The sequence below is a fragment of the Mesorhizobium huakuii genome (assembly GCF_030160235.1).
Lineage (GTDB): Bacteria > Pseudomonadota > Alphaproteobacteria > Rhizobiales > Rhizobiaceae > Mesorhizobium > Mesorhizobium huakuii.
Window position 1 is genome coordinate 163351 of the sequence record NZ_BSNY01000027.1, and the last position, 18405, is coordinate 181755.

Sequence of the window (18405 nt, forward strand, 5' to 3'; positions counted from 1 at the left end):
CTACATCATCATGTTTACGTATGGAAATTCGATTTCCGTACACATAGTATGCACTAGATGAATAGTCTTTCTGGTGTCGATCTCAACCTGCTTGTCGTGCTGGAGGCCTTGCTGGCCGAACGCCACGTCTCTCGGGCGGCAATCCGACTGAACAAGAGTCAGCCCGCCATCAGCCATGCCCTAGCCAGGCTACGTCACCTTCTCGATGACCCGCTGCTGGTCAGGCGGCAAGGTGGCCTCGAGCCGACGGCGCGCGCCATGGAAATCACCCCCGCGCTCACCGAGGCGCTCGATCGCATGCGGCATCTTCTGGCGCCGGCTGGCTTCGACCCGGCGACGGAGCGCCGAACGTTTCGGCTCGCCATGTCGGACTATGGCGCCGCGGTCATCCTGCCGGCCCTGCTGCCGGTCATGCGGGCGCAGGCACCGCAGGTCGACCTCGTGGTAAGCCAGGCGAGCCGCGAGGTGATGGTTTCTCAAGTCGTCGACGGCGAGATCGATCTTGCCTTTGGTGTCTTTCCCGGCCTGGATCGGTCCGTACGCTCGCATCGGCTGTTCGACGAGCGCTTTGCCTGTCTCGCCGATGCGGCAAGTCTTGGCGGCAGAAAGACGATGGATCTCGCCACCTATCTCGAGCGGCCGCACGCGCTGGTCGACCTGCGGCCAGAGCGTCCGAGCGAGGTCGACAAGGCCCTGGCCGAATTGGGCCACAACCGGCGGCTCTCCCTCATCGTCCCGCATTGGGGTGTGGCGCCTCGCCTTATCGCCGGCACCGACCTGGTGCTTACGGTCGCCAGCCGGATACTGCCGATACAGGACGACCGGCTTTGCGTATTCGCTCCACCTTTCGAAATTCCGGCCTTCCAGTTCACACAGATCTGGCACAGGCGACGCGACGGCGACCCGGCGCACCAATGGCTGCGGTCGCGGCTTCAGCATCTGCTTGACGGTTGATTGACCAAACGGCTCGGAGAACATTCTGGCCTCAATGCCGGCCGGTTCTGCCGCTACAGAATCGCGCCGCCGGCGGCCATGGTGCAAAACGTGGTCGCCAGATCGGCCCAAGGGATAAAAATCCCGTCTCAGACTCGGCACATTCGTTTGGTTCGAACATCCCCATGACCGCAGAACTATCCGCCGGCGCCACGGATCGCGCCGATGTGTCGGCCAGAGCCCTGCTCCTGCTGCCGCTGACGGTCGCTTGCGGCGTGTTCATGACCAGCCTCGACCAGAATGTCGTGGTGACCGCGCTGCCCGGCATCGGCGAAAGCCTCGCCCGCCCGCCGAGCCAGCTCGGCCTGTTGATCACCGTCTATGTCGCCAGCCTGATCATCTCGATGCCGCTCGGAGGCTGGGCCGCCGACCGCTTCGGCCTGCGCAACGTCTACTGCTTTGCCTTGCTGGTGTTCGCCGCCTCCTCGGCGCTCTGCGGCCTGTCTGATAACATCTGGACACTGGTCGGCGCTCGCGCGCTGCAGGGATTTGGCGGAGCGCTGATGGGCACGCTCGGCCAGGTCGTCATCCTGTCGAGCTTCCCGCGCAACCGGACGCTGAAGATCAACATGTATATCTCGGTCGCCAGCCAGACCGGACCGCTGGTCGGACCGCTCGTCGGCGGCGCGCTGACCACCTACATTTCCTGGCGCTGGATCTTCTTCATCAACGTGCCGTTCGCCTTGGCGGCGGCGGTCCTTGCCGCCTCGCTGTTCCCGACGGTCACCAAGCCCGTCCGCACGCGGTTCGATTTTCCCGGCTTCCTGCTGGTCGGCAGCGGCATGGTGCTGCTGGTGTTCGGCATGGACTCGCTTGCCGCCAAGGATGCCGGCGGCGGCATGATCGCCGGCGAACTGGCGCTGGCGATCGTCATCCTGTCGATTGCCTCGCTCTACTGTCTGCGTGTGCCCAGTCCCCTGCTCGACCTCAAGCTCCTGCGCATCCGCACCTTCCGTATCTCATTCCTCACCGGCGGCGGGCTGGACACGATCGGCCTCAGCTCGGTCGCCTTCCTGCTGCCGCTGATGTTCCAGCTCGGCTTCGGCATGAGCGCGGTGCAGGCGGGATCTTTGACCTTCGTTGCCGCGCTCGGCTCGGTCATCATGCGCTTCTTCATGCCGCGCGTCCTCAACCGGTTCGGCTTCCGCCGCGTGCTGGTCTTCAACACGCCTGTTGTCGCCGCCATGGTCGCCGGCTTCGCCTTGATGCAGGCGGCGACGCCGGTCTGGATCGTGCTTGGCTACATCTTTGCGTTCGGCGTCTTTCGTTCCGTCCAATGGGCATCGACCGGAAACCTCGCCTATTCCGACATCGCCCCCGATCAGCTCGCTCGCTTCAGCGCGCTTTACTACATCCTCTGGCAGCTCGCGGTGGCGGTCAGCGTCGGCCTGGCGGCGGCCATGTTGTCGTTCCTGGCTGGCGGCGGACCCGCCGCGACCAATGATTTCCGCATCCTGTTCGCGATCGAGGGCGTCATCACGCTCTGCGCGCTGCTTGCCTATCTCAAGCTGACGCCGCAGGACGGCGCCCATGTCAGCGGCCATGGCATGCAGATGAACACGGAATAGCTGAAGTCGCTGGCACAGCTGGCAGCTATTCGCTGAACGTCACCCACTCTTCCAGCGGCACACGGTCGGTGCGAAAGGCGTTTTCCGGCTTGGAGGTGTCCTCATAGCCGAGCGCCATGCCGCACACGACAATCTCCTCGTCGGGAATGTTGAGAACCGGCCGGATCTGCCGGTGGTAGGGCGCGAAGGCCGCCTGCGGGCATGTATGCAGGCCCCTGCCCCGCGCCGCGACCATGATGTTCTGCAGGAACATGCCGTAGTCGATCCACGAGCCCTGGTTGAGCCGGCGGTCGATGGTGAAGATCATGCCGACCGGCGCGTCGAAGAAGACGAAGTTGCGGTCGTGCTGGGCACGCATCTTGTCGACCTCGCGGCGGCCGATGCCGAGCGCGCCATAGAGGCCGAAGCCATTGGCGCGTCGCCGCGTCAGATAAGGTTCGAAGAACTGGGTGGGATAGTAACGATACTCGTCCCAGTCGGCCTTTTCGGCGCGGATACCGGAATTCAGAATGGCATCCGAGATCCGTTGCTTGGTCTCGCCCTTGGTGACGTAGACACGCCATGGCTGCATGTTGGTGCCGGACGGCGCGCGCGCCGCGACCGCCAGAATGTCGCGGATGGTGTCGTCGTCGATCATGTCGGGCAAAAATGCGCGCACCGAACGGCGCGACACGATCGCCTCATCGACGATCTCGGCCTCATCCGCGATTCGAGCCTTCTTTTCCAACATGGGCCGTCCCTTAGCCTTTGTGTCGATCGGACGTCCCCACTCGCCGCTCGCGGCGGAGCCTTTGCATGAACCGTCAAAATCCTGCAAGCAAATCTTGAGCATTGGTGAAAATCGACTTGATTTTTTCATGAGCTTGATTTCTCATGAAATTCGGATTGAAATTTTCATGAAGTGAGCGTTTTGGCGCCTCCTACCGCACGAACATTGCAGGGACCTGACGAACGCGTGCTGGCCAGCGATATCCGCGCGCTGCGCCGGGCACGCGGGCTGACGCTCGCCGAAATCGCGCTGAAACTCGACCGTTCGGTCGGCTGGGTCAGTCAGGTCGAACGCGGCCTGTCGACGCCGTCGCTCAGTGATCTCAGGGCGTTCGCAGAACTGTTCGGCGTGCCGATCAGCCTGTTCTTCAGCCATGACGTGCCCGTCGAAAGCGAGCGCGGCGTGGTGGTGCGCGCCGGCAGGCGCCGCACGCTTGGCACCAGCGAATCCGGCCTGGTGGAAGAACTCCTGTCACCCGATCTCGGTGGTAGCTTCGAAATGGTGCGCTCGATCTTCGCGCCGGGCGCGCAGATGAAGACCGAGCAGCTCCGGCCGACCGAGGAAGCCGGCTATCTCGCCTCGGGTATTTTCGAGATCGAGATAGCTGGTATCTGGCACCGGCTCGGCGAAGGCGATTCCTTCCGCTTCGAAGGCAAGCCCTATCGCTGGCGCAATCCAGGCACCGAGCCGGCGGTTGTCATCTGGGTGGTTTCGCCACCGGTTTATTGAAATGCATGTCGCCGGGATAACGACTTGCATCACAACAAAAATGGAAGCGCAACGCGCTTCATTTCTGGGAGAAGAAGATGGCGGGTTTGCCAAGCACGGCGCGCGTGGTGATCATCGGAGGTGGCGTCGTCGGCACCTCCTCGCTCTATCATCTCGCCAAAGCGGGCTGGACCGACTGCGTGCTCCTGGAAAAGAACGAGCTGACATCAGGCTCGACCTGGCATGCCGCCGGCAATGTGCCGACCTTCTCCTCGTCCTGGTCGCTGATGAACATGCAGCGTTATTCGACCGAGCTCTACCGCAGCCTCGCCGACGCGGTCGACTACCCCATGAATTACCACGTCACCGGCTCGCTGCGCCTTGCCCACACGAAAGAGCGCATGCAGGAATTCCAGCGCGCCAAGGGCATGGGCCGCTATCAAGGCATGGATATCGACGTGGTCGGCGTCGACGAGATCAAGCGCCGCTATCCCTTCATCGAGACGCACGACCTGAAGGGCGCGCTCTATGACCCGAGCGACGGCGACATCGACCCCGCGCAGTTGACCCAGGCGCTGGCCAAGGGCGCGCGCGACCTGGGTGCGAAGATCATCCGCTTCTGCCCCGTCACCGGCGTGCACCGCGAGAAGGATGAATGGGTGGTCGCCACGCCGCAAGGCGAGATCCGCTGCGAAATCGTCGTCAATGCCGCCGGCTACCGTGCCGCCGAGGTCGGCTGGATGTTCGGTCGCGAGGTGCCGATGATGGTGATGAGTCACCAATACATCCTGTTCGAGGAAATCCCTGAACTGGCGGCATGGTCGAAGGAACAAGGCAAGAAACTGCCGCTGCTGCGCGATGTCGATACGTCCTATTACCTTCGCCAGGAAAAGGCCGGCATGAATCTCGGCCCCTATGAGCGCAATTGCCGCGCGCATTGGGCCACCCCTGGCGATCCGATGCCGGAGGATTTTTCCTTCCAGCTCTTCCCCGACGATCTCGACCGGCTGGAACATTACCTGGCAGACGCCGTCGCCCGCGTGCCGATCCTGGGCACGGCCGGCCTGTCCAAGGTCATCAACGGGCCGATCCCCTATGCGCCGGACGGCAATCCGCTGATCGGCCCGATGCCCGGCGTGCCCAATGCCTTCGAGGCCTGCGTCTTCACCTTCGGCATCGCCCAGGGTGGTGGCGCCGGCAAGGTGCTGGCCGAGTGGGTCACCCAGGGCCAGACCGAATGGGATATGTGGTCCTGCGATCCGCGCCGCTTCACGTCCTTTGCCTCGGCGCCGGACTATTGCGTCGCCAAGGGCATGGAAATCTATGGCAATGAATACGCCATCCAGTTCCCCCGCCACGCCTGGCCGGAAGGGCGAGACAGAAAACTGTCGCCGATCCATGATCGCACCAAGGCGCTGGGCGGCCGCTTCGACGCCTATAATGGCTGGGAGCGCGCCACCTGGTATGCGCAGCCTGGCGACGACATTTCCGAGGAAGCGACACTGACGTTCCGCCGCGACGGGCCCTGGCAACAACGTGTGCGTGAAGAGTGCCTGGCCGTCCGCGACGCCGCCGGCATACTCGACCTGCCCGGCTTCTCGCGCTTCAACCTGGAAGGTCCCGGTGCCGCCGAATGGCTGAGCCTGCAGGTCACCGGACTGGTGCCGAAGCCCGGCCGCATCGGTCTCGTCTATTTCGCCGACGACAAGGGCCGCATAGTCACCGAAATGTCGGTCGTGCGCCACGGCGAAGACCAGATGACGCTGATCACCGCGGCGGTCGCGCAATGGCACGATTTCGAATGGCTGAAATCGCGCATGCCGAAAGACGCGGCCTTCACCCTGACGGACCGCACCGAGGACTATTCCACCCAAATCCTCGCCGGCCCCAATTCGCGGAAAATCCTCGCCGATGTCTGCGACGCCGATCTCACCCTGCCGTGGCTGACGCATCAGGAAACCGGGATAGCCGGCCGGTGGGCGAAGCTGGTGCGCGTCTCCTTTGCCGGCGAACTCGGCTGGGAAATCCACACCAAGGTCGGCGACACATCAGCCATCTTCGACGCCATATGGGCCGCGGGGCAGAAGCACGGGTTGAAACCGTTCGGCATGTACGCGCTGGATTCGCTCAGACTCGAAAAGGGCTACCGCACCTGGAAGGGCGATCTGTCGACCGACTATTCCATCCTGCAGGGTGGGCTGGAACGGTTCGTCAAATGGGAGAAGCCCGATTTCCGTGGCAAGGCAGCACTTCAGAACGAAAAGCAGCAAGGCGTGAAGAAGCGCTTCGTCACGCTGGTCGTCGAGAACCCCGGTGATTGCGATGCGCCCTACATGTCCACGCTGTGGCATGGCGGCCAGATCGTCGGCGAGACCACGTCGGGCGGCTGGGGCCATCGCGTCGACAAGTCGATCGCGCTCGGCATGCTGCGCGTGGATTTGACCGAGCCCGGCACCGCCGTAGAGGTCGAAATCTTTGGCGATCGCTTCCAGGCGGTCGTGCAGAAGGACGAGCCGCTCTGGGATCCCAGGAACGAAAGGCTGCGCGCATGAAGAAGGTCATCCTCACCGATGGTGGCATGGGCCAGGAACTGGTCCGGCGCAGCAAATCCGAGCCGACGCCGTTGTGGTCGGCCAGGGTCCTGATCGACGAACCCGACCTGGTGCGCGACCTGCATGCCGAATTCATCCGCTCCGGCGCGCGCGTGATCACCATCAACACCTATTCGGCGACACCTGAGCGACTGGCGCGCGAGGGTGCCGAGGACCTGTTCAAACCGTTGCAGAAGCGCGGCATCGAATTGGCCAGGCAGGCTTGCGACGAAGCCGGCGAGGCAGCGATCGCCGGCTGCCTGTCGCCGCTTTTCGGCAGCTATGCGCCCGCGCTGACCATTTCCTACCAGGAGACGCTCGACATCTACCGGCGCATCGTTGCCGAGCAGGCGGATGGCGTCGATCTCTTCCTGTGCGAAACCATGGCCTCTGCCGATGAGGCGCGCGCGGCCGTCACCGCGGCATCGGAAAGCGGCAAGCCGGTCTGGGTGTCGTGGACGCTCGCCGATCATGGCATGCCGCGGCTGCGCAGCGGCGAAACAATAGCCGCAGCGGCAAGCGCGCTCGATGGCCTGCCGATAGCGGCGCGGCTGCTCAACTGCTGCCGGCCGGAAGCAATCGCCGCCGCCTTGCCTGAACTGATCGACCTCGGCGGCCCGGTCGGCGCCTATGCCAATGGCTTTACCTCCACTGAGGCGCTCAAGCACGGCGGTACCGTCGATGTACTGCACGCCCGCCACGACCTCGGCCCGGACGCCTATGCCGAGCAAGCGATCGGTTGGGTGGAGGCAGGTGCCGGCATCGTCGGCGGCTGCTGCGAAGTCGGCCCCGCCCATATCGCCGCACTGCGCGACCGGCTCGAACAGGCCGGGTACCAGATCTCGGGAGTTCAGTGATGCCCAGACCATCGTCTCGCATCTCCGGCATCGTGCCTTCGGGCAAGGATGGCTGGGAGGTTCATTTCGCCGCCTGGACCCGCAAGGAAGCCGGTGAGGACATCATCATGCTGTCGGTCGGCGATCACGACTTCGACACACCCTCGCAAACGATCGAGGCCTGCGTGACCGCGGTTCGCGGCAGCAACCACCACTACACCCCGCTTCCAGGCCTGCCGCGCCTGCGCCAGGCAATGGCGGCCGCCTCTAGCGCCTGCACCGGCGTAGAGACGACACCGGATCAGGTCATCGCCACGCCGGGCGGCCAGGCCGCCCTTTATGCGGCCGTGCAGGCCGTTCTCGACCAGGGCGACCACGCCATTGTCGTTGCCCCTTACTATGCCACCTACCCCAACACATTCAGCGCCGCCGGCGCCAGTTTCACCGTCGTCGAAACGCCGGCCGAGGACGGATTTCAGCCTCGCGCCGAGATGATCCGCGCGGCCCTCAGGCCCAACACCCGCGCCATCCTGATCAACACGCCGAACAACCCGACCGGTGCGGTCTATTCGCGCGAGCGGCTGGAACAGCTGGCCGAAATCTGCCGCGAGCATGATCTCTGGCTTTTGTCTGACGAGGTCTACTGGACGCTGGGCGGCGGCGAGCATGTCTCACCACGCTCGCTGCCCGGCATGGCCGATCGCACGCTGGTCATCAATTCCATGTCCAAAAGCCATGGCATGACCGGCTGGCGCATGGGCTGGCTGACCGGCCCGCAGGATATGATCACGCTGCTCGTCAACCTCAATCTGGTGACGACCTACGGCCTGCCGGCCTTCATTTCGATCGCCTGCGCCGAGGCACTCGAGAACCGCTACGGCGTCAAGGACATCGCCGAGCGCTACGCGGCGCGCCGGACCGTCCTGCTGGATGCCGTGCGCGGCATGAACAATGTCAGCGTGCGCGGTTCCGAAGGCGGCATGTATGTCATGCTCGACATATCCGATGTCGAACCCGACGACGAAAAATTCGCCTGGGCCCTGCTCGACCAGGAAAAGGTCGGCGTGATGCCAGGCTCAAGCTTCGGCGAAGCCGCCGCCGGCCACATCCGCATCAGCCTCTGCCAGCCGGAGCCAGTGCTGCAGGAAGCCGCGGCTCGGCTGCGCCGGTTCGCTTCCAGCTATCGCCGCGAGGCCGCATGAACACCCCAAAGACCATCCCCAGCAAAGCCCGGGCCGTCATCATCGGCGGCGGCGTTTCCGGCTGTTCGGTCGCTTACCACCTGGCCAAGCTCGGCTGGACCGACATCGTGCTTCTGGAGCGCAAGCAGCTGACCTCGGGCACGACCTGGCATGCCGCCGGCCTGATCGGCCAGTTGCGCGGTTCGCAGAACATGACGCGGCTGGCGAAATATTCCGCCGACCTCTACGTCAAGCTGGAAGCCGAGACCGAGGTCGGCACCGGCATGCGCCAGGTCGGCTCGATCACCGTCGCGCTGACCGAGGAGCGCAAACACGAGATTTACCGGCAGGCGTCACTGGCGCGTGCCTTCGATGTCGACGTGCGCGAGATTTCCCCCAACGAAGTCAAGGAGATGTATCCGCATCTCAACGTGTCGGACGTCGTCGGCGCCGTGCATCTGCCGCTCGACGGCCAGTGCGATCCGGCCAACATCGCCATGGCGCTGGCAAAGGGCGCACGCCAGCGCGGCGCCACCATCGTCGAGAATGTGAAGGTCACCAAGGTCCATACCAGGAACGGCCGCGTTACCGGCGTGTCCTGGGCGCAGGGTGACGAACAAGGCATGATCGAGGCCGACATTGTCGTCAACTGCGCCGGCATGTGGGCGCGCGAACTCGGCGCCCAGAACGGCGTCACCATTCCGCTGCACGCCTGCGAGCATTTCTATCTCGTCACCGAGCCGATCCCCGGCCTCAGCCGCCTGCCGGTGCTGCGCGTGCCGGATGAGTGCGCCTATTACAAGGAAGACGCCGGCAAGATGATGCTCGGCGCCTTCGAGCCGGTGGCAAAACCCTGGGGCATGGACGGCATCCGCGAGGACTTCTGCTTCGACCAGTTGCCCGAGGATATGGACCATTTCGAGCCGATCCTCGAAATGGGCGTCAACCGCATGCCGATGCTGGCTACCGCCGGCATCCACACCTTCTTCAACGGCCCCGAAAGTTTCACGCCCGACGACCGCTACTATCTCGGCGAGGCGCCGGAACTGCGGGGCTACTGGATGGCGACCGGCTACAATTCGATCGGCATCGTCTCTTCAGGCGGCGCCGGCATGGCGCTGGCGCAGTGGATCAACGACGGCGAAGCGCCCTTCGACCTGTGGGAAGTCGACATCCGCCGCGCCCAGCCGTTCCAGAAGAACCGCCGCTATCTCAAGGAGCGCGTCTCCGAAACGCTTGGCCTGCTTTACGCCGACCATTTCCCCTATCGGCAGATGGCGACATCGCGCGGTGTGTGCCGCTCGCCCCTGCATGAGCACCTGAAGGCGCGCGGCGCCGTGTTTGGCGAGGTCGCCGGCTGGGAGCGCGCCAACTGGTTCGCCCGCGACGGACAGGAGCGCGAATACCGCTATTCCTGGAAGCGGCAGAACTGGTTCGACAACCAGCGCGACGAGCACCTGGCGGTCCGCGACAAGGTCGGCCTGTTCGACATGACCTCGTTCGGCAAGATCCGCGTCGAGGGCCGCGACGCCTGCGCTTTCCTGCAAAGACTGTGCGCCAACGACATGGATGTGGCGCCGGGCAAGATCGTCTACACGCAAATGCTCAACCAGCGCGGCGGAATAGAGAGCGATCTCACCGTCTCGCGCCTGTCGGACACAGCCTACTTCCTCGTCGTCCCAGGCGCCACGCTGCAGCGCGATCTGGCGTGGCTGCGCCGGCATGTCGGCGAGGAGTTCGTCGTCATCACCGATGTCACCGCGGCGGAAAGCGTGCTCTGCCTGATGGGGCCGGATGCGCGAAAGCTGATCCAGAAAGTCAGCCCCAACGATTTCTCCAACGAGAACAACCCGTTCGGCACGTTTCAGGAGATCGAGATCGGCATGGGGCTGGCTCGCGCCCACCGCGTCACCTATGTCGGCGAACTCGGCTGGGAGCTCTATGTCTCGACCGACCAGGCCGCCCATGTCTTCGAGGCAATCGACCAGGCGGGCGCGGATGTCGGGCTGAAACTCTGCGGCCTGCACACGCTGGATTCCTGCCGCATCGAAAAGGCCTTTCGGCATTTCGGCCACGACATCACGGACGAGGACAATGTGCTGGAAGCCGGCCTCGGCTTCGCGGTGAAGACGGCCAAGGGTGATTTCATCGGCCGCGATGCCGTGCTGAAGAAGAAGGAAGCCGGCCTGTCACGCCGCCTGGTCCAGTTCCGGCTGAAGGACCCGCAGCCCCTGCTCTTCCACAATGAAGCGATCCTGCGCGACGGCAAGATCGTCGGCCCGATCACCTCAGGCAATTACGGCCACCATCTCGGCGGCGCGATTGGGCTCGGCTATGTGCCGTGCCAGGGTGAGAGCGAGGCCGATGTGCTGGCCTCGACCTACGAGATCGAGATCGCCGGCGAGCGGTTTGCGGCGGAAGCCTCGCTGAAGCCGATGTATGATCCGAAGGCGGAGCGGACCAGGATGTAGCGCGCTCTTGCCTTCTCCCCGTTTACGGGGAAAAGGACGCTAATCCCTCAAAACCTTGCCAGCTTCGTCCGCACTTTCGCCAGAAACGCCGCCCGCGTCTTTGGCGTCGAGGCGTCCATCAGATAGTGCGCCAGGAAGAAGGTCTTGCAGCGTCGCGCGCACAGCGCCCGCATGCCGCGCAGCAACGTCTTGCGTCCGGGCTGGCCGACGACGACGCTCCACCAGGTCGGCGCGCCGCAGGTGGTGATGACGCCGACCTTGGTGACATGCGTCATCAGCGATGTGATCCGCCCCTTGCCCACCGGCAATTTGAAGGCGACGTCGGTCGCCCACACCCGGTCGAGCCAACCCTTCAGCATTGCCGGCAGCCCGTACCACCAGGTCGGATAGACGAACAGGATCGCTTCGGCCCAACCGAGCAGTTCGAAATGCGGCTTCAAGGCCGGATCCTGCGGCGCCTGGTTGTTGTAGCTGCGCCGTTCGTCGCAGCCCATCACGGGGTCGAATTTCTCGGCATAGAGGTCGAGCAGCCGCACCTCCCAGCCTTTCGCCTTCAGCACCTCGATGGCGGTATCGCGAATGGCTGCGCAAAAGCTTTCCGGCACCGGATGGCAATAGACCACGAGGACCCGCATCAGAATGCATCCATGCTCGCGGCAACCTTCGTCATGAAGGATTTTCGCGTCTGGTCGGTCGACAGGTTCATCGCGTAGTGCGCAAGATAAGTTACCGGCGCGCCGGGCTTCACGGTGGCGCGCAGCATGCGCTTGATCAGCCTGCGTGGCGGATCGCCCATGACAATGGCGCGGAACCGGCTGCCGCCATAGGTGGTGACGGCCGCGACCTTCCTGATGTTGTGCAGCGACGGCTGCACCTTGCCGTCGACGAGCCTGAACGACACGCCGGGCAGGAAGACACGGTCGAAGAAGCCTTTCAGGATCGCAGGAAAACCGTAGTTCCAGACCGGATAGGAAAGCACCAGCGCCTCGGCACGCAGCAGCCGGTCGACATAAGGCGCTGCCGGGTCCTTGGAGCCGCGCTGGTTGTGATAATCCAGCCTTTCCTGGCGCATCAGCCGCGGGTCGAAATCCTCGGCGTAGAGGTCGCAGTCATCGACACTATGTCCCGCCGCCGTCAGCCGCTCGACGATCAACCGATGCAGGCCAGCATTGAAGCTGGTCTCGACCGGGTGGGCGTAGAGGACGAGGATGTTCATCAGCCTGCCTTCTGCAGCCCCTTGAACAGGAAGGTTCGCCCGGACCGGTAGTCATAGTCTGGATTTTCCCACGCGATCATCTTGCCGGGGTTGAGCAAGCCTTGCGGATCGGTCTCGCGCTTGAAGGCAAGTTGCACGGCATCGGTCTGCTTCATGCCGCCTTCCTCCAGCGTGTAGCGGTGCGGGTTGAAGATCGGGCAACCATTGTCCTCATGCAGGCGCACGATCTCGTCGAGCCGCGCCTCGGTGGTGAATTTTACCAGCGGCAGGCCGAAACAGGTGATGTTGCCGTCCAGTCGCACGAATTCGAGATGCGAGAACACTTCGCCCGGGAACATCGCATCCATTTTCTCGACCAGCGCCAGCTGGTTGGGAAACGGATAGAGCGACTGCAGATAGGTGATGTCGGGATCGACGCGCAGCGCCCTCAGCGTGGTGTGGTTCCAGGCCAGCTCATAGGCCGGCGGCAGGCCCTTTTTCTCCTCGGGCGTTGCGGTCGCGGCGTTGAAGATCACCTCGCCGCCGGCGCGCCGGGTGAAGGCGAGGAACGCATCCAGCCCATGCCGCGCCACCATGACGACGCAGATGCTTTGCCCCTCCCTGAAAAACTTCTGGTGGCGCTTGAAATAGAGCTGCGGCACCGGTGCGGCAATCGGCGTGATCAGCTTGGTCAGGATGCCGTCCTGGCAGGCCAGCGCGTTGCCATAGCGCGCCGCGTCCATGAAGGCATCGAAGCCGACGATGACATCGATCCACTCATAGGCGGCGGTCAGCGGCATCTCGACTTCCGTGATGATGCCGTTGGTGCCGTAAGCATGGGTCACCTTGTGCAAATCCTCGCCGGTGAGTTCGAGCGCCTTCGGCTCGGCCTCCATCGTCACCACGCGCAGGCGCAGCACATTGCCGAAATCGCGCAACCCGCCGAAATTGATCGAACCGACGCCGCCCGAACCGCCGGCGATGAAACCGCCGATCGAGGCGGTGTTGTAGGTCGAGGGCGAGAGCCTGAGCTCCTGCCCGGAATGCGCCCGCGTTGCCTTGTCGATATCGGCCAGCACCGCGCCCGGCCCGGTCACCACGCGCCCCGGCGCAATCGACTTGATCTCGTTCATCTCGGCAAGATTGAGCACCACGCCGCCCGACAGCGGCATCGCCTGGCCGTAATTGCCCGTGCCGCTGCCGCGCGGCGTCACCGGCACGCCATGCCTGTGACAGGCGGCGAGCACGCGGATCAGCTCGGCCTCGGTCTTCGGCGTCACGATCAGGTCGCCGGTGACATGGTCGAGCTGCTGTTTCAGCACCGGGCTGTACCAGTAGAAATCGCGGCTCTTCTGCTGGACGATGGCCGGATTGTCGTCGAGTTTAATCCCGTCGAGATCGCGTTTGAGCGCCGAAACGTCCATCATTCCACCATCAGTTCGTCGAGTTCGGCATAGTCGGGCAATTGCCGCTCGATCGCGCGGCCGCCGCGCACGACGATGCGATCCGATTCGGGCCGCGACAGCAATTCCGTCCAGCTTCGACCTTTGAACAGGATGAAGTCGGCATCGCCGCCGGCGGCAAGCGTGCCAAACCCATCAAGCCGCATCACCTTGGCCGGCGTGGCGGTGACCGCTTGCGGCCAGTCGGCGACGGGATGATCGAAATGCAGGATACGCGTCGCCATGCGGTAGACCTCCAGCATGTCGAGATCGCCATAGGCATAGAACGGATCGCGTGTGTTGTCGGAAGCGACGGCGACGGGAATGCCCCTCGCCTTCATCTCGTGCAGCAGCGTCACGCCACGCCAGCGCGGCGTGGTCTGGTTCCCGCGCCGATCCTGCAGATAGAGATTGCACATCGGCAGCGACACCACAGCCAGGCCGGCCTTCGCCACCTTGTCCAGCGTGTCCAGCACCTCGAGGTCGGGTTGCCGCGCCAGCGAGCAGCAATGGCCGACAAGGATCTTGCCCTCGAAACCGTTCCAAAGTGCGGCCTCGGCGATCTTCTTCAGCGAGATCGCCGCAATGTCGTCGGTCTCGTCGGCATGGAAATCGAGGTCGAGCCCATGCTCGGTCGCCTGCGCGAAGACGTGGTCGAGCAGCTCTTCGAGGTCCGGCACCATATAGGTGACGACGCCGAGCACGCCCTTGGCGGCGGCCACCCGTTTCGCCAGCCTGTCGAACCATTTCTTGTCGCGCACGCCCTCGATGCCGAGCAGGCAGGCGCCCTGCAATTCGATGCGGCCACGCCATGCCTCGCGCATCGTCTCGAACACCGGCCAGGAGATTTCCTCCTGAGGCGCGACGCTGTCGAGATGGGTGCGCAGCGCCCTGGTGCCATGCGCGTAGGCCGAGCGCAGCGAGAAATCCATGCGTCTGGCCAGGTCCTCGGCGCTCCAGCGCGCGACGCGGTCGGCGCCGGCGGCATTCAGCGCGCCCATGAACGTGCCGTCGGGATTGGGCTTTCGCGGCCAGATGTGGCCCTTGTCGATATGGGTGTGGCAGTCGACGAAACAGGGCAAAACGATGCGGCCGGCAAGGTCGATAGCCTCCGTCGGCGCCTTCGCTTTGCCGTGCGCCGCAATGCTGGAGATCTTGCCGTCGGTGACTGTGATATCAGCCAGCGCAAAGCCGTCGCCATCATAGGCCGCAGCGAGCCCAGGCGTCAGCGACGTGTGAAGTCGGGCGTTCGTGAGCCGGTATGAAGCTGAGTCCGGAATCATTACCGCTCCTGCTTCAGCGCGCTTTCGTGCCAGCGCCGCAAAATGAGATGCGAAATCAGCGACAGCACGAGGAAGATCAGGATGCCGGTCAGCGAGATCAGGAACAGCGCCGCGAACAGCCTTGGCGCGTTGAGCCGGTAACCGGCCTCGATGATGCGCGAGGCGAGCCCCGATGACTGGCCGGTGGCGCCGGCGACGAACTCTGCCACCACGGCGCCGATCAGCGACAGGCCGCCGGCGATCTTCAGCCCGCCCAGGAAATACGGCATCGCCGCCGGCAGCCTGAGATAGCGCAGCTGCTGCCAGCGCGTCGCGCCATTGAGCTTGAACAGATCGCGCAGATTACGGTCGACCGAATTCAGGCCGAGTGTGGTGTTGGACAGGATCGGGAAGAAGGCGACGATCCAGGCGCACAGCAGAAGCTTGGTCGTCTGGTTGTTCACATAGATGTTGATCAGCGGAAAGATCGCCACGATCGGCGTCACCTGCAGCACGATGGCGAACGGGAAGAACGACATCTCCACCCATTTCGACTGCGCGAACAGCACCGACAGGCCGACGCCGCCGATGACGGCCAAGGCCAGGCTAAGGAAGGTGATGCGCAAGGTGACCAGCAGCGAGGAGAACAGCAGGCCGGCATCGTTGTAGAGCGTCTGCAGCACCACGCCGGGACGCGGCAGGATATATTGCGGGATCTCGTTCCACACGCAGATGCGGTCCCACAGCCAGATCGCCAGGATCATGATCGCCAGCGGCAGCACCCAGCGGCCGACCCGCTCGAGCCGCTCCTGGCGCACACGGCGCGCTTCCTCGGGGTCGAGTTTCAACGTGCCGTCAATGACCGTCATGATGCGGGCCCGCTGTTGAATTGATGGCATTGACCAGCACGTCGGAAGCCTGGCGGCAAAGGGCTGCGTAGTCGGGCGAGGTGCGAAACGCCTCGTCGCGCGGATAGGCCGCCTCGATGGCGAGTTCGTCGAACACCCTGCCCGGCCGCGCCGCCATGACGACGACCCGGTTGGAGAGAAATACGCTTTCAAAAACGCTGTGGGTGACGAAGACGACGGTGAAGCGTTCGTCCTGCCACAGCTCCAGCAGATCGTTGTTGAGCTTGAAACGGGTGATCTCGTCGAGTGCCGCGAACGGTTCGTCCATCAACAGCACGCGCGGCTTGGTCACCATGGCGCGCGCGATCGAGACACGCATCTTCATGCCGCCCGACAGTTCGCGCGGCACGGCGTCCTCGAAGCCGGTCAGATGCACCCGCGCCAGCATCTGCGTGATCGCAGGGGCGGCCTTGGCGCGGGAAATGCCTTTCAGCCTGAGCGGCAGCCAGACATTGTCGAATACGCTGGCCCAGGGCAGCAGCGTCGGCTCCTGAAAGACGAAGCCGATATTGGCGCGGTCGAGCGAGCCGCCGCCGCGCCAGTCGAGCACGCCGGAGGTCGGCGTCGACAGGCCGGCGATCAGCCGCAGCGCCGTCGACTTGCCGCAACCGGACGGCCCGAGCAGGCTGATGAAATCGCCTTCCCGGATCGTCAGGTCGACATCGCTCAGCGCCGTCACGCCGTTGGAAAACACCTTGCCGACGCCTCGCAGCGCCAGCAAGGTCGGAGCAACGTCCGATGCCGGCGCTCGCGCCACCTTTTCCTCTATCATGCTCAGGCTGGCCTATTTCTTCAGGTCGAGCCCGACGCCCTTGTTGACGAAGGCCAGCGTGTAGGCCTTCGAAATGTCGATGCCTTCCGGCGTGACCTTGGCCTTGACCATCTTGTCGTAGAAACTCTTGATGCGCGCGTCGGTCATGGCGCCGATGCCGAGCTTCTCGGTGTCGCCGGAATCGGCAAGGCCGAACTTCTTCATCTGCTCGATGGAGAAAGCGATCTGCTCGTCGCTCATGTCAGGATTGTCTTTCTTGATCATGTCGTTGGCGGCCTTGTTGTCGCCGTAGAGGTACTTGTACCAGCCCTTGGCCGAGCCATCGACGAAGCACTGGACCACCTCCGGCTTCTTGTCGATCGTGGCCTGCATCACCTCGATCGTCGTCGAGTAGGTGTCCCAGCCATAGTCGGCGAGCAGGAACTGGTTCGGCACGAAGCCGCCTTCCTTCTTGACCGCGAACGGCTCCGAGGTGACGTAGCCCTGCTGGATCGACTTCTTGTTGGCGAGGAAGGGAGCGGTGTTGTAGGTGTAGGGCGCGCGCTTGGCGGCGTCGAAGCCGAGCGCGGTGACCATCCACTGGAAGAAGGTCTGCACGCCTTCGTCGCCAAGGATGTACTGGTCGGCGTTCTTCAGGTCCTCCCACTTGTCCAGCCCCTCGCCGGGATGGGACATGATGACCTGCGGGTCCTTCTGGAAATCGGCCGCCACCACACGCATCGGGATGCCTTGCTGGACGGCGTCGAAGGCCGACAGCAGGTTGCCGCCCATGTAGAAATCGATCTTGCCGGCCAAAAGCATCGGCCGGCCGCTGACCTGCGGGCCGCCCTGCATGATGGTGACGTCGAGGCCGCAGGCGGCATAGGTACCGTCCGCCACGGCCTGGTAGTAACCGCCATGTTCCGGCTCGGCCAGCCAGTTGGTGCCGAAGGTGACTTTTTCATTTGCCGCGGCCCCCAGCGTGCTGGCCGTCAGCAGGGCCACCGCTGCTACCGAGATCTTCTGCTTTGCGTACATCGACACCACCCTTTGTTTGCTCCGGCGCCACGCGCCAGGCTCGACACCAGAGATTCAAGAAGCAAGACACATGCCACCGGCGTCTCGCGCCGGAACCCGCCCGCCTGCACCACAGCCATCTGCGAAAGCCGGAAAGGTCGTGCTGCACCGAAGGCATCGTGCCTATTTTTTGAACGCCTGTCCACAATCGCACCGGTGACATCCCAAGCCATCTTGAAGCTGTAGTGGATGCGGCCTTAGGCTGAGGGCATCCAGGAGATTGCCATGTTCAGATTCCTTACCCCGAATTCGATCAAGCCGCCCTTTGCCCGCTACAGCCATGGCGTCGAAGTGCCGGCGGGCAAGCGGCTGGTGCTGTGCTCGGGCCAGGTGGCGATCACGGCGGACGACCAGATTCCCGAGGACGCCGGCGCCCAGGCCGAACTCTGCTTCCGCAACATCGAGGCAATCCTCGGCGAGGCTGGGCTGGGACTCCAGGACATCGTGCGCATCAACGCCTATGTCACCGACCGCGCGCATTTACGGCCCTATATGGATGTCCGAGACAGGCTGTTTTCGAGCCCAGCACCGGCCTCGACGCTGATGATCGTTTCCGGCTTTGCCCGCCCCGAATTCAAGGTCGAGGTCGAGGTCATCGCCGCCGGGTGATCGACAGGGCGCCCGAGCCGCGCTAGGTCTCACCGTTCATCGAA

At 63.9% G+C, this 18405-nt stretch carries 16 protein-coding genes; 8 read left to right on the plus strand and 8 right to left on the minus strand.

The genetic code is table 11. The annotated features are described in order from the left end of the window. Positions 1 to 57: 57 nt before the first annotated feature. Positions 58 to 954: a LysR family transcriptional regulator gene (locus tag QQK95_RS14855; protein ID WP_284273753.1), complete on the plus strand. Its 897-nt coding sequence runs from the start codon at positions 58 to 60 to the stop codon at positions 952 to 954. Between the two features lie 164 nt (positions 955 to 1118). Then, positions 1119 to 2561, plus strand: coding sequence for an MFS transporter (locus QQK95_RS14860; RefSeq protein WP_284273754.1), 1443 nt, complete (start codon positions 1119 to 1121; stop codon positions 2559 to 2561). 25 nt (positions 2562 to 2586) lie between these two features. On the opposite strand, the gene QQK95_RS14865 is transcribed toward QQK95_RS14860, so the two are convergent. Then, positions 2587 to 3291 carry a nitroreductase gene (locus QQK95_RS14865; protein ID WP_284273755.1) on the minus strand — a complete coding sequence of 235 codons (705 nt, stop codon included), beginning with the start codon at positions 3289 to 3291 and terminating at the stop codon, positions 2587 to 2589. Positions 3292 to 3516: 225 nt separating this feature from the next. On the opposite strand from QQK95_RS14865, the gene QQK95_RS14870 reads away from it, so the two are divergent. The 5 genes from QQK95_RS14870 to QQK95_RS14890 all read left to right on the plus strand — a co-directional run bounded on the left by QQK95_RS14870 (position 3517) and on the right by QQK95_RS14890 (position 11117). Then, positions 3517 to 4059, plus strand: a complete 543-nt coding sequence (locus tag QQK95_RS14870; protein ID WP_407660619.1) for a helix-turn-helix domain-containing protein — start codon at positions 3517 to 3519, stop codon at positions 4057 to 4059. 77 nt (positions 4060 to 4136) lie between these two features. Further along, positions 4137 to 6590, plus strand: coding sequence for a GcvT family protein (locus QQK95_RS14875; protein WP_284273759.1), 2454 nt, complete (start codon positions 4137 to 4139; stop codon positions 6588 to 6590). Next, positions 6587 to 7486, plus strand: coding sequence for a homocysteine S-methyltransferase family protein (locus QQK95_RS14880; protein ID WP_284273761.1), 900 nt, complete (start codon positions 6587 to 6589; stop codon positions 7484 to 7486). Before QQK95_RS14875 ends, QQK95_RS14880 begins: the two co-directional genes overlap by 4 nt. Continuing rightward, complete coding sequence (locus QQK95_RS14885; protein WP_284273764.1) at positions 7486 to 8667, plus strand: pyridoxal phosphate-dependent aminotransferase; 1182 nt, start codon at positions 7486 to 7488, stop codon at positions 8665 to 8667. Before QQK95_RS14880 ends, QQK95_RS14885 begins: the two co-directional genes overlap by 1 nt. Further along, positions 8664 to 11117, plus strand: a complete 2454-nt coding sequence (locus QQK95_RS14890; RefSeq protein ID WP_284273765.1) for a GcvT family protein — start codon at positions 8664 to 8666, stop codon at positions 11115 to 11117. Before QQK95_RS14885 ends, QQK95_RS14890 begins: the two co-directional genes overlap by 4 nt. A gap of 47 nt (positions 11118 to 11164) precedes the next feature. Here QQK95_RS14890 and QQK95_RS14895 read toward each other — a convergent pair whose 3' ends face one another. Genes QQK95_RS14895 through QQK95_RS14925 form a run of 7 tightly spaced genes read right to left on the minus strand, consistent with a single transcriptional unit; the run spans position 11165 to position 17713 of the window. Continuing rightward, a complete protein-coding gene (locus QQK95_RS14895; RefSeq protein WP_284273767.1) occupies positions 11165 to 11752 on the minus strand; it encodes an NAD(P)H-dependent oxidoreductase in 588 nt (195 codons plus the stop codon). After that, on the minus strand, positions 11752 to 12333 hold the full coding sequence (locus QQK95_RS14900; protein WP_284273770.1) for an NAD(P)H-dependent oxidoreductase: 582 nt from the start codon (positions 12331 to 12333) through the stop codon (positions 11752 to 11754). Before QQK95_RS14900 ends, QQK95_RS14895 begins: the two co-directional genes overlap by 1 nt. After that, positions 12333 to 13736, minus strand: a complete 1404-nt coding sequence (locus QQK95_RS14905) for an FAD-binding oxidoreductase (RefSeq protein WP_284274117.1) — start codon at positions 13734 to 13736, stop codon at positions 12333 to 12335. Before QQK95_RS14905 ends, QQK95_RS14900 begins: the two co-directional genes overlap by 1 nt. Further along, the gene (locus tag QQK95_RS14910; RefSeq protein WP_284273771.1) at positions 13736 to 15037 is read right to left on the minus strand and encodes a cytosine deaminase; all 1302 of its coding nucleotides are present in this window, start codon (positions 15035 to 15037) and stop codon (positions 13736 to 13738) included. Before QQK95_RS14910 ends, QQK95_RS14905 begins: the two co-directional genes overlap by 1 nt. Beyond that, positions 15037 to 15885 (minus strand): ABC transporter permease, encoded by an 849-nt coding sequence (locus QQK95_RS14915; RefSeq protein ID WP_019858745.1) that lies wholly within the window; start codon positions 15883 to 15885, stop codon positions 15037 to 15039. Before QQK95_RS14915 ends, QQK95_RS14910 begins: the two co-directional genes overlap by 1 nt. Further along, positions 15872 to 16696 (minus strand): ABC transporter ATP-binding protein, encoded by an 825-nt coding sequence (locus QQK95_RS14920; RefSeq protein ID WP_284273775.1) that lies wholly within the window; start codon positions 16694 to 16696, stop codon positions 15872 to 15874. The genes QQK95_RS14915 and QQK95_RS14920 overlap by 14 nt, the downstream gene beginning before the upstream one ends. Before the next feature lie 12 nt (positions 16697 to 16708). Then, positions 16709 to 17713, minus strand: coding sequence for an ABC transporter substrate-binding protein (locus QQK95_RS14925; RefSeq protein ID WP_284273777.1), 1005 nt, complete (start codon positions 17711 to 17713; stop codon positions 16709 to 16711). Between the two features lie 264 nt (positions 17714 to 17977). On the opposite strand from QQK95_RS14925, the gene QQK95_RS14930 reads away from it, so the two are divergent. Next, positions 17978 to 18361, plus strand: a complete 384-nt coding sequence (locus QQK95_RS14930; protein ID WP_284273779.1) for a RidA family protein — start codon at positions 17978 to 17980, stop codon at positions 18359 to 18361. The last annotated feature ends 44 nt before the right edge of the window (positions 18362 to 18405 follow it).

What these genes read in the sequence shown, in the direction of transcription:
- QQK95_RS14885 (WP_284273764.1), top strand. Translation starts at nt 7,486, where the DNA reads ATGCCCAGACCATCGTCTCGCATCTCCGGCATCGTGCCTTCGGGCAAG.
- QQK95_RS14920 (WP_284273775.1), bottom strand. Translation starts at nt 16,696, where the DNA reads ATGATAGAGGAAAAGGTGGCGCGAGCGCCGGCATCGGACGTTGCTCCG.
- QQK95_RS14905 (WP_284274117.1), bottom strand. Translation starts at nt 13,736, where the DNA reads ATGGACGTTTCGGCGCTCAAACGCGATCTCGACGGGATTAAACTCGAC.
- QQK95_RS14915 (WP_019858745.1), bottom strand. Translation starts at nt 15,885, where the DNA reads ATGACGGTCATTGACGGCACGTTGAAACTCGACCCCGAGGAAGCGCGC.
- QQK95_RS14890 (WP_284273765.1), top strand. Translation starts at nt 8,664, where the DNA reads ATGAACACCCCAAAGACCATCCCCAGCAAAGCCCGGGCCGTCATCATC.
- QQK95_RS14910 (WP_284273771.1), bottom strand. Translation starts at nt 15,037, where the DNA reads ATGATTCCGGACTCAGCTTCATACCGGCTCACGAACGCCCGACTTCAC.
- QQK95_RS14895 (WP_284273767.1), bottom strand. Translation starts at nt 11,752, where the DNA reads ATGCGGGTCCTCGTGGTCTATTGCCATCCGGTGCCGGAAAGCTTTTGC.
- QQK95_RS14925 (WP_284273777.1), bottom strand. Translation starts at nt 17,713, where the DNA reads ATGTACGCAAAGCAGAAGATCTCGGTAGCAGCGGTGGCCCTGCTGACG.
- QQK95_RS14880 (WP_284273761.1), top strand. Translation starts at nt 6,587, where the DNA reads ATGAAGAAGGTCATCCTCACCGATGGTGGCATGGGCCAGGAACTGGTC.
- QQK95_RS14900 (WP_284273770.1), bottom strand. Translation starts at nt 12,333, where the DNA reads ATGAACATCCTCGTCCTCTACGCCCACCCGGTCGAGACCAGCTTCAAT.
- QQK95_RS14855 (WP_284273753.1), top strand. Translation starts at nt 58, where the DNA reads ATGAATAGTCTTTCTGGTGTCGATCTCAACCTGCTTGTCGTGCTGGAG.
- QQK95_RS14875 (WP_284273759.1), top strand. Translation starts at nt 4,137, where the DNA reads ATGGCGGGTTTGCCAAGCACGGCGCGCGTGGTGATCATCGGAGGTGGC.
- QQK95_RS14860 (WP_284273754.1), top strand. Translation starts at nt 1,119, where the DNA reads ATGACCGCAGAACTATCCGCCGGCGCCACGGATCGCGCCGATGTGTCG.
- QQK95_RS14930 (WP_284273779.1), top strand. Translation starts at nt 17,978, where the DNA reads ATGTTCAGATTCCTTACCCCGAATTCGATCAAGCCGCCCTTTGCCCGC.
- QQK95_RS14865 (WP_284273755.1), bottom strand. Translation starts at nt 3,291, where the DNA reads ATGTTGGAAAAGAAGGCTCGAATCGCGGATGAGGCCGAGATCGTCGAT.